At 37.5% G+C, this 9,441-nt stretch carries 13 protein-coding genes and 1 pseudogene; 7 read left to right on the top strand and 7 right to left on the bottom strand.

Going from position 1 to position 9,441, the window contains the following annotated elements; all coding sequences use genetic code 11:
• Positions 1–37: 37 nt before the first annotated feature.
• Both BGC07_RS00655 and BGC07_RS00650 read right to left on the bottom strand, forming a co-directional pair.
• A complete protein-coding gene (locus tag BGC07_RS00655) occupies positions 38–430 on the bottom strand; it encodes a hypothetical protein (RefSeq protein WP_139121562.1) in 393 nt (130 codons plus the stop codon).
• A 277-nt stretch (positions 431–707) separates the two neighbouring features.
• Positions 708–1,598, bottom strand: a complete 891-nt coding sequence (locus BGC07_RS00650; RefSeq protein ID WP_069311564.1) for a LysR family transcriptional regulator — start codon at positions 1,596–1,598, stop codon at positions 708–710.
• A 257-nt stretch (positions 1,599–1,855) separates the two neighbouring features.
• Here BGC07_RS00650 and BGC07_RS00645 point away from each other — a divergent pair, with 257 nt between their 5' ends.
• The 4 genes from BGC07_RS00645 to BGC07_RS19955 all read left to right on the top strand — a co-directional run bounded on the left by BGC07_RS00645 (position 1,856) and on the right by BGC07_RS19955 (position 3,732).
• Positions 1,856–3,034: an MFS transporter gene (locus BGC07_RS00645; RefSeq protein ID WP_069311563.1), complete on the top strand. Its 1,179-nt coding sequence runs from the start codon at positions 1,856–1,858 to the stop codon at positions 3,032–3,034.
• A gap of 69 nt (positions 3,035–3,103) precedes the next feature.
• Positions 3,104–3,238, top strand: a complete 135-nt coding sequence (locus tag BGC07_RS22890) for a hypothetical protein (protein ID WP_268801582.1) — start codon at positions 3,104–3,106, stop codon at positions 3,236–3,238.
• Between the two features lie 7 nt (positions 3,239–3,245).
• Positions 3,246–3,431 (top strand): DDE-type integrase/transposase/recombinase, encoded by a 186-nt coding sequence (locus BGC07_RS23730; protein WP_139121725.1) that lies wholly within the window; start codon positions 3,246–3,248, stop codon positions 3,429–3,431.
• Positions 3,421–3,732, top strand: a complete 312-nt coding sequence (locus BGC07_RS19955) for a DDE-type integrase/transposase/recombinase (protein WP_158006810.1) — start codon at positions 3,421–3,423, stop codon at positions 3,730–3,732. The genes BGC07_RS23730 and BGC07_RS19955 overlap by 11 nt, the downstream gene beginning before the upstream one ends.
• 18 nt (positions 3,733–3,750) lie before the next feature.
• Here the strand turns inward: BGC07_RS19955 and BGC07_RS00635 are convergent, their stop codons facing one another.
• Genes BGC07_RS00635 through galE form a run of 3 tightly spaced genes read right to left on the bottom strand, consistent with a single transcriptional unit; the run spans position 3,751 to position 5,616 of the window.
• Positions 3,751–4,434, bottom strand: a complete 684-nt coding sequence (locus BGC07_RS00635) for an RluA family pseudouridine synthase (protein WP_069311562.1) — start codon at positions 4,432–4,434, stop codon at positions 3,751–3,753.
• Positions 4,431–4,649: a hypothetical protein gene (locus tag BGC07_RS00630; protein ID WP_069311561.1), complete on the bottom strand. Its 219-nt coding sequence runs from the start codon at positions 4,647–4,649 to the stop codon at positions 4,431–4,433. The genes BGC07_RS00635 and BGC07_RS00630 overlap by 4 nt, the downstream gene beginning before the upstream one ends.
• Positions 4,642–5,616 carry a UDP-glucose 4-epimerase GalE gene (gene galE, locus BGC07_RS00625; protein WP_069311560.1) on the bottom strand — a complete coding sequence of 325 codons (975 nt, stop codon included), beginning with the start codon at positions 5,614–5,616 and terminating at the stop codon, positions 4,642–4,644. The genes BGC07_RS00630 and galE overlap by 8 nt, the downstream gene beginning before the upstream one ends.
• 259 nt (positions 5,617–5,875) lie before the next feature.
• Between galE and BGC07_RS00620 the strand changes: the two genes are divergently transcribed.
• Positions 5,876–6,580: a substrate-binding periplasmic protein gene (locus BGC07_RS00620; RefSeq protein WP_235602806.1), complete on the top strand. Its 705-nt coding sequence runs from the start codon at positions 5,876–5,878 to the stop codon at positions 6,578–6,580.
• Positions 6,581–6,706: 126 nt separating this feature from the next.
• Here BGC07_RS00620 and BGC07_RS00615 read toward each other — a convergent pair whose 3' ends face one another.
• Entirely contained in the window at positions 6,707–7,636 is a 930-nt protein-coding gene (locus tag BGC07_RS00615; protein ID WP_069311559.1) for a substrate-binding domain-containing protein, read from the bottom strand.
• A 403-nt stretch (positions 7,637–8,039) separates the two neighbouring features.
• Here BGC07_RS00615 and BGC07_RS00610 point away from each other — a divergent pair, with 403 nt between their 5' ends.
• Together BGC07_RS00610 and BGC07_RS00605 are read left to right on the top strand one after the other, a co-directional pair.
• The gene (locus tag BGC07_RS00610; protein ID WP_317135141.1) at positions 8,040–8,585 is read left to right on the top strand and encodes an MFS transporter; all 546 of its coding nucleotides are present in this window, start codon (positions 8,040–8,042) and stop codon (positions 8,583–8,585) included.
• 107 nt (positions 8,586–8,692) lie between these two features.
• Positions 8,693–9,238, top strand: a complete 546-nt coding sequence (locus BGC07_RS00605; RefSeq protein WP_069311557.1) for an MFS transporter — start codon at positions 8,693–8,695, stop codon at positions 9,236–9,238.
• A 17-nt stretch (positions 9,239–9,255) separates the two neighbouring features.
• Here BGC07_RS00605 and BGC07_RS21350 read toward each other — a convergent pair.
• Positions 9,256–9,441, bottom strand: a pseudogene (locus tag BGC07_RS21350) (hypothetical protein); the annotation flags it as partial.

Genomic DNA, 9,441 nt, shown 5'->3' with positions numbered 1-9,441 from the left:
GAGGTTTTAAGTTACTAAGCGGGAAGATTGATTCTTTCTATTTTTTATAAATATATTCTTTTTCTATATCTGCTGAAATTAGGGCAATTTTTGCATTTAAATTCAATTCAAAAAGAACCTCTTTTACTATGTTATAACACCAATCTAGATGTGGCTGTGCTCCAGCTCCACCACAAGAGCCAATAACGACTGGAATTTTTTTGGGTATAGCTTCCTTGAGAATGCAGCTTAAATCATTTTTAACAGCAATCCTGCTTGTGAAAGAGTCACCTGACCCTAAGTAGTAAGGCTCTGGGTCAACAGAGCCTCCATCCACAGCAATTAAGTCTGGATTGTAACTAATGCCTTTTTCAAAAGATGCTTCAGGAAATCCATAACCTAAAATTGCAGTGGGTGAAAGTATCTTGAACTCATTTTTACTTCCCATCATAAATACCTTAATATTCAAAATAACATTCATTCCGCTGGAGATATAATCTTAACCCGAAAAGATAGATACCTTCTTACACAGTTTCAACTATCGACTCACATTCAACAGGAGCATGATAATCACTTCAATACCTGAACTGCAAAACCATTATACACTAAGCTACCATCAAATAAATAGCGGTAATGTACCTATTTGATTGATATCATATAATTCCAGAGCACCGTCACGTTATTTTCAAAACCTATATTTATACCCGTGAATTAATGTGACGGTACCCTTAATTTTTATTGTAAAAACCTATCGCAAAATCTCTAAATGTTTTGCTTGCAGGCGATAATAGCTTTTTATTACGATGCACCAGGCATACATCAGACGAGATAGGAAACCCTTTAATATTTAATTTTTGATAGTAAACACCCTCAAATTCACTTTCTAAGGTTATATCAGATACAACAGCAAGCCCCATGTTGTTATATACGGCATATTTTACAGAATAACCATTATTAATATTAATTAGTCTAGTATTTACTTTACTAAACATTTTTTCAAAAATCGTTCTCGAATTAGAGTATATATCTGTAACGATGAATGTTTCACCATCCAAAGCAGAAACTGGAATAATTTTCTTTTTATTAGAGTAATTCAAATAATTTATAGGTGCAATCACCCATGTTTTATAACTAAACAGTACAATAGACTCTAGTGCTGTCTTTGCCGGTGGCGTTCCCATAATACATATATCACTCTTATTATCTTGCAATAATTTTAATTGTGCGATTCTATCCTCTAAAATAATTTCTAACTCAATCAATGGGTACTTTTTATTAAACGCGCTAATAAGCCGCATTAGTTGGATCTGAGCTGCAGCAGGAATAGAAATAGTAAGCTGTCCTGCTTCAATATTTTTAAGACTATTAACTAAGTAGCCAAAATTATCAACTTCAGACTGAATCGCATCCACTTTTTCAAGTAGTGTTCTGGCTGCATCTGTCATCACCAACTGCTTGCCGACCATCTCAAATAGCTTCAAATCTATTTGTTCTTCTAGATTTTTAATCTGTGTTGAGACAGCAGGTTGCGATAAATGTAATACACCCGCAGCATGTGTAAAGCTTAAATATTTCGCAACACATTTAAAAATCTCTAATTGTCTTAAACTAATATGCATATACTTAATACTCACCACTCACTATTTGAGTTTGGACTTGATCTTAGGCTAACCTAACTTGCGTTACAGTTTCACCCCACTCTACCATAAATTAATTTTATATACAGCATAGTATAAAATAATTTTTAATTTTAGTAAAAACAAGAGATAATAAAGCAACCAGGATTCAATATTTTACTCAACCATTTATTTTTATGATTAATTTCATAAAAATGATTAACCCATATAGAAAAAATTAAGTACAAGTGAGATTATTAATGAAAATAAATAAACTAGTTTATATTTATTTAACAAATTTTATGGGGTATGCAGCCATTAACTCTGCTGTGCCACTTGCAGCAACATTAAGCTCACACTTAAACATCGCAACAGTCTCAATATTAAAAGCCTGCGCACTCGGTTATTTGTTCTTTGCAATTACAGCAATCATCAGCTCAATCAATGACCTAATAGGCACAAAGAAAACATTACTTATTGCAAATATTTTTAGCCTAATTGGCCTGATATTAATGGTCTTTTCAAACGATATTATTAGCGTTTATATCAGCATGGTTTTAATCGGTGCAGGCTGTGGATTTTATTCACCTACAAGCCGTACATTAATTAAGAATATCACGCTATCTAATAATTTATTGAAAAAAAGATTTAGTATCTACACTATGATTAATACAATAGGCTGCACCTCAGGAGTATTTTTGGGGCATATATTTATAAATATTAATTATAAAGTTTTGTTTATTATCTATGCTATTATTATCGCTGTTTTACTAGTTCACTTTATCAGCTATGATGGCCACTACACAGCAAACAATAATACCAGTAATAATGACACTAGTTTTATATATAAAATATTCTCTCCAATCAGATATTGCCTCACAAATTATAATTTCATGTTAAATACAATTGCTATTGGGTTTATCTATGCCTTATTTTTCTTTGCACTTTATGTGACAGGCTCTGGGTTTCTCAATAGAATTTCAGCAAATGTCTTTAATTTAATAATACCTTTTTATTTTGCATTACTTTACATTATCGGCAGTAGTGCATACATGGCACTCCATCATAAAATAGGTAAATTAAAGCCAACACTAACATTAGGGTTATTTATTCTTGTTTTTTCTATTGGAATTTATCAATTTAATTGTTATTTATTAGATATTATATTATTTTCAATTACTATCATTCTATGTGGCATTTTAGTGCCACTGTATACATCACATGGCTCTTTAAGCTTAATGAAATATCAAGGAACAGGTTCGGCACTTTATGTCTTTGCTGCATCCATATGCACATCACTTTATTCAAGCATTTTTTCTACTTTACATTATAATAAAAATTTTATGGTAATCTGTTATGTCATTACAGGCGCAATACTAATTTTATTAAGCATTGCCTATAGAGCTTTTCAACCAAAAACCAGGAATTTATTCTACTAATTAGCTTGCTAGACTTTCATAGGGCACCGTCACATTAATTCACAGGTATAGAAAATAACAAGGCTCACCATGCTTTCGCACCCACCCAAAGGTCATCGTTTCTCTGCCCAGATTATCAGCTATGTCGTTTGGCTCTATCATCGTTTTAGCTTAAGCTATCGTGATATTGAGGAGATGATGGCAGAACAGGGATTGATGAGATGACCGTAAAATTAATGGTGATAAGTATGTGTTGTGGCGTGCGGTAGACAGCGGTGGCTATGAGCTGGATATTTTTATTCAGAAACGCAAAAATAAAAAATCGGCGATGCGTTTTTTAAAACGAATATTGGGGTCAAACCCCGCACCCCGCACCCCGCACCCCGCACCCCGCACCCCGTGTGATTGTGACGGATAAATTGCGTAGCTACAATCAACCGATTAAAAAGTGCTTCCCTAATGCTGATCACCGAAAACACAAAGGTCTCAACAACCGTGTTGAAAATACCCACCAACCAACACGTCGCCGAGAGAAATCATTAATCAAAATGAAGTCAACAAACTCGGCTCAAAAAATGCGGAAGCTGATGGGAGTCACTCGTCATTTTTTTGCTGTGGATGTGGGTCGTTATCGCAATCCTGTATCAATCAGGAAAGAAAAGCTAAATCAGACTTTTCAAAGTTGGAATGATGTTGCTGCACAGGTTCTTTGTGCCTAAAGTCAAGCAATATACATTTCACTTGGTGTTTTGAAGATAACCTGACGATGCCGACGGTGCCAGTTTAAACTCTAGAGACGTCGGCGCGACAAATTCCATTGCAATGCCAGTAACCGGGTGTTTAAAATGCAGGCGATGTGCATGCAACTGTAAGCGCTTTGCCATCGTCAGTGCAGGCTCCGGGGCATAAAAGTCATCACCTAGCAGAGGATGGCCAATCTCTTTCATATGCATCCGCAATTGATGAGAGCGCCCGGTAATCGGCGTTAACTCGACATAAGTATAATCTTGTTGTCGAGCAAGCACTTGCCAATGGGTAATCGCTTCTTTGCCTTGCTCAAAACATACTTTTTGTTTAGGACGGTTTGGCCAATCTTTAATCAAAGGCAGGTTCACCGTCCCTGTATCTTGCTTTATCTGGCCATAAGCCAACGCCAAGTAGCATTTACCGACTTCACGTTCACGAAATTGACGATTCATCTCACGATGACTTTGTGCTGTAAGAGCCATCACCATCACCCCTGATGTTGCACAATCCAAGCGATGAACAACTCGTGCAGTTGGCAATACAGACTGTACTCGCGTTGCCATACTATCCCAACGCTCAGCCAACACCCCAGGTACTGAAAGTAAGCCACTTGGTTTATCAACAACAATAATCTCGTCATCACGATATAAAATACTTAAAAACTTGCGGCTCATACTAACTTCATCTTTCTTGCAATCTCTGCTGCCATCTTAATTCCCACAGCAGCATCCATGACATGTTTGTTCATTAGCAGTTTTTCAAAATCGGCAAGCGACTTCGCCGATACCATTTGGGCCCGTGCTTCTAAGCTCCGCTCCGGGTTTAAGCCCTCTGGTGCAAGTGCCGGCGCTTCCAACAGCACTTGCTGCATCAACGCTAGGCTATTCACCACGCATCTCCCAGCGCCATGCATGTTCAATAATTGTCTTTAAATCAGCGAACTTCGGCTGCCAACCCAGCTCTTTTTCAGCCAATGTTGCATCGGCAATCAGCCGTGCTGGATCACCTTCACGACGCTCAGCATCAACAACTTTAATCTTTCTGCCGGTCACGTTCGCGGCCGCTTCTATCACCTGTTGTACCGAAAACCCTTGGCCATTACCCAAATTATACCGAGCGCTCTTTCGTGTTTTCATCATATGTGTTAATGCCAATAAATGGGCATCACATAAATCACTAACATGGACATAATCACGCAAGCAGGTGCCATCTGGCGTGTCATAATCTCGACCAAATACAGAAATACTCTCACGCTTACCTGCCGCTGTCTGCAAAATCAACGGAATCAGGTGTGTTTCAGGATCATGACACTCGCCCGTGCGTCCTTTAGCATCTGCCCCGGCAGCATTGAAATAACGTAAACAGGTCGATTTTAGTCCATAAGCTGCATCATAATCATCTAGAATCTGCTCTAACATCCATTTGCTACGACCATAGGGGTTCACTGGCGCCTTCGGGTGCTCTACGTCTATCGGCGTATACTGAGGTTCTCCATAAACAGCCGCTGTCGATGAAAAGATAAAATTTAAGATACCATGATCTCGCATTGTATCCAGCAAACTTAACGTTTTCACAACATTGTTATCATAATACATCGCTGGTTTTTGCACCGACTCGCCCACTTGAATAAAAGCGGCAAAGTGCATCACTGCATCAAATTGATACTGCTTAAATAACTGGCTTAATAGTGCACGATCCCCCAGATCACCTTGAACCAGATCACAGTTTTCAATGGCCTCTTTATGCCCTGAAGAAAGGTCATCTAAAACAACAACATGAATACCTGCTTGCTGCAAGCACAGCACCATATGAGAGCCTATATACCCTGCACCACCAACGACTAAAACTGACTTCATCACTTTTCCCAAGATTTACTCAACTTCAATACTAAACTAAGGGGCTATCATACCGAAAAACAGTGTTAATTGCAGCAGCTTATAAAAAGTAGCCGCTTGCCAAAAACTGCCAAATAAACCAATTAATCACTTCAACTGCGATACAAAGCAGCTAAGCTTAAAGATAACAACGGCTCTCGAAAAAAATGACACATGAAAAATTTAATGCGATTGGTAGCCGCTTTTTTGGTTATTTTAGTCAGCCATCAAAGCCACTCTATTGAAAAAATTTGAAATTTATACTGAGGAATTTCCTCCATATAATTACACCACTAATAACGGTAAAGTTTTGACCGGCTGTGCTGTAGATTTATTAACGGCTGTGTTCAAAACAATAGGAGCCCCCCAGAGCCTACACGCTATCAAAGTTTACCCTTGGGCTCGTGGTTATGTGCTCGCACAAAAGCCTGGCCTTAAAAACATGATATTCTCTACAACAAAAACAGATGAGCGCTTATCACTCTTCAAGTGGGTTGGCCCTATTGACGATCACTCGATCGTCCTCTTTGCTAAAAAAGACTCGAAAATCAATATATTTAATAAAAAGACCTTGAAAAATTATCGCTATGCATCAATTCGCAATGATATCGGCGCCATACTTCTTGCTAGCGAAGGCATTCCAACTAAAAATATTAAGCAACGTAGGAATTTTGAGCTCGTTATTAAAGCGATTGATGCCGGTCGAGCAGATATGATTTCATACTCAAAAAACGGTGCTCTGCGCCTAATGCGCCAATACGGCATAGACCCTAAAGACTATAAGATTGTCTATATTTTAAAGCAAAGTGAACTCTATTATGCCTTTAACCTTTCTGTTGATGATAAAACAGTCAAACGCTACCAACAGGGCTTAGACAAAGTTAAAAGTGATCCAAAATTCATGGAAACACTCAGAGAAAAATATTTAGGATGTGCGAGTAATTAATTACTACAATTGAATCAACACAAACAAAGGTGCTCATCGAGTAATCGCGATTCATTGGCAAAAATAGCCAATATCATATACCTAGCCTAACACTAACTCAGAGTGCAATCGTAAAAACACCTCTATTTATGATGAAATTTTAGTAGTGACTAATTTTGCCGGGATATAATAGTTAGATGAAAATTCTATTTTTTTACTAGATTCTAACTTAATCAATTCTATTATTTTCTGTGCCATTGCACCAAAATTTTGAACAACAGTTGCCTGAACGCCTTGATGGCTGTTAATTTGCGCAAGTGCTTTTTTTGTCCCATCGATGCCGACTACAATAATATCTTGATTTTTCTTGTTTAATTTATTGATTACATCGACTGCTGCTAATGCAGGTTGATCCCAAGCAGCCCATATGGCAGAAATGGTTCCAGGCTTACTTGTCTTTAAAAGTTTAGCAATTTGCTGCTCAGTTGATTTAACTGCACCAACTTTCATATCAGGTTGAATGGTCGAGACGATATTAACATTGGGTGAATTATTAAAGATTGCGCGTGCAACCACGCCACGTTTTTGAACAGGAGGATAACCATCAAAGGTAATCATGATCACATTACTCTTTTTGTTTGCCGGTAAGTGATCGACCAGGTAGGAAGCTGTCTTTGTCGCCATTGTATAGCTATTGCTTGTGACATTACTGGCTAAATAAGGAGAAGCATTTGAATCAAGGCCAAAAACTGGGACGTTCAGCTGTTTTGCAACCTTTAATGCTTTGATAATGTCTTTTGTATTAACATTGATCACAATCGCATCTGGTAGGTGATGTGTGATGGCAGCATTGTTTAATGTGCTAACCAACCCATTGCTATTTGTCACTATCTTTGTTTTCCAGCCCTGTTTCTTCGCTGACTTTTGTAGATCATCGACCATAGTTTTAGTACCAGGCTCTGCCATCCATGGAGTCATGATTAAAATATTTCGTACTGTTTGAGCACTCAAGTTCAAACTATAAAGCAATGTAAAAACGCCTATAATCACTACTTTGAACAAATAGTTACTTCTCATCAGCCCTGCCTTTGTCTATCAAATTTTATAATAGTTGCAATTAAAATAAGCATTCTATCACAGTTACTCTCGCGATTTTATTATAACGCATGGTATAATGATGAAACACCAGTACACCCTAAAAGCAAGTGATTTAGAATGACTTGAATTAATGCCTAATCAAGTTTATCATGACTGCCTTCACAGACTGCTATTTTTACAAAAATATCACTATAAGTGTTCGTACCTGTTAAATTGATGACCCTCACAGCTTAAATGCATATCTAGAGAGGGAATTTTTTGGCAGAATCCTGAACTCATAACTTAAATTTAGGAAGAATCATGGCATCACTGGACAAACATTCTTATAGGACAATTTTGTTATCAAGTCTCGGCGGAGCGTTAGAGTTTTTTAGATTTTGCGATCTATGCTCTATTCGCACCTTATATTAGCGAGGTTTTCTTCCCCAACGACGATAAAATCACAGCCTTATTGATGACCTTTGGCATCTTTGCGATCGGCTATTTTGCACGCCCTTTAGGAGGTATTGTCTTTGGCTTTATCGGTGATAAATTAGGTCGGCGCTACACTTTCTCTGTCAGCATATTGTTGATGGCTTGCTGCACACTACTGATTGGCTTACTACCTGGTTATTCACATCTTGGTATCTTAGCTCCGATCTTATTGACTTTACTACGTATTATACAGGGAGTTTCTTTGGGTGGAGAAATTCCTGGATCAAGTATTTTTACTGCAGAGCACCTTTTTGATAAAAATAAAAGGGGATTTGCTGTTGGAATTATTTTTATGTGTATCACCTTGGGAAATGTTCTAGGTGGCTTAACAGGTGCTGTACTAACGCATCACTTTAATCAAAGTCAAATGATTTCTTGGGGTTGGCGTATACCCTTTATGATTGGTTTTATCGCAGGCATTGTTAGCTTCTTTTTGAGGAAAAAAACTATATGAAACGCCTATCTATGAAAACTTACAAGAAAATAATATCGACAGTAAGTCAAAAGTTCCACTGATTTACTTACTTTCTAAACAGCCAATATTATTGCTAACTGGATTTTTTGTTAACGGCTTTACCTGCGGTGACCGTTTCTTTTATCTTATATTTACCGACCTATATCAGTGAAATTGTATTAGCGAATAGTACGATGCATACAACTTATATGAATACAACCATCACTTTCTTTTTATTAGCGTTATTTTCCATGCTCTTTGGTTTGATTTCTGATTACATTGGCAGAAAAATAGTGATGGTGGCTGGGTGTGTATTAAGCATCATTGCAGGAGGAGTGATTTTCAGCTTTATCACAGATCCTTCTGTTTTAGTCATCACCTCACTCTTTATAATTATTCCCATTACCGCAAGCTTAGTTAACGGAGTTTATGCTGTGAGTTTAGTCGAGCTTTTCCCCGCTCATTGCCGTAATTCTGGAATGGGATTTAGCTTTAATTTAGGCCTTGCCGTTATTGGTGGTACAGCCCCATTTTTATTCACATATTTAATTAAGCTATCTGGTTCTATTATCGCACCTTATTTTCTTCTTGCTACTTGTGCTCTAATGAGCTTAATCGGTGCTTTACTTTGGAAGTCACGATTCAACCTTTAAACAATTATAGCAATTCCCTAACTAGTCGCTAACTTATAACAGTGGTCAAACCAATTTTTTAAACTAGAAGCGGTTATACTTTCTAACGCCTCTTTTATTGCAATTTTAAACTCTTTAAATGTTCTCGGCTGCAATTTTCTAATGATGGACTTCATTTTTGACCACATATGTTCAATAGGATTAAACTCAGGAGAGTAAGACGA

This window comes from Piscirickettsia litoralis (assembly GCF_001720395.1).
Lineage (GTDB): Bacteria > Pseudomonadota > Gammaproteobacteria > Piscirickettsiales > Piscirickettsiaceae > Piscirickettsia > Piscirickettsia litoralis.
Note: the sequence above shows the minus strand (reverse complement) of the source record. Positions and strands in the feature narration are given on the sequence as shown.

Bases quoted from the DNA above. Each gene is read 5' to 3' on its own strand.
- BGC07_RS00655 (WP_139121562.1), bottom strand. From the start codon at position 430: ATGATGGGAAGTAAAAATGAGTTCAAGATACTTTCACCCACTGCAATT.
- BGC07_RS00650 (WP_069311564.1), bottom strand. From the start codon at position 1,598: ATGCATATTAGTTTAAGACAATTAGAGATTTTTAAATGTGTTGCGAAA.
- BGC07_RS00645 (WP_069311563.1), top strand. From the start codon at position 1,856: ATGAAAATAAATAAACTAGTTTATATTTATTTAACAAATTTTATGGGG.
- BGC07_RS22890 (WP_268801582.1), top strand. From the start codon at position 3,104: ATGCTTTCGCACCCACCCAAAGGTCATCGTTTCTCTGCCCAGATTATC.
- BGC07_RS00635 (WP_069311562.1), bottom strand. From the start codon at position 4,434: ATGAGCCGCAAGTTTTTAAGTATTTTATATCGTGATGACGAGATTATT.
- galE (WP_069311560.1), bottom strand. From the start codon at position 5,616: ATGAAGTCAGTTTTAGTCGTTGGTGGTGCAGGGTATATAGGCTCTCAT.
- BGC07_RS00615 (WP_069311559.1), bottom strand. From the start codon at position 7,636: ATGAGAAGTAACTATTTGTTCAAAGTAGTGATTATAGGCGTTTTTACA.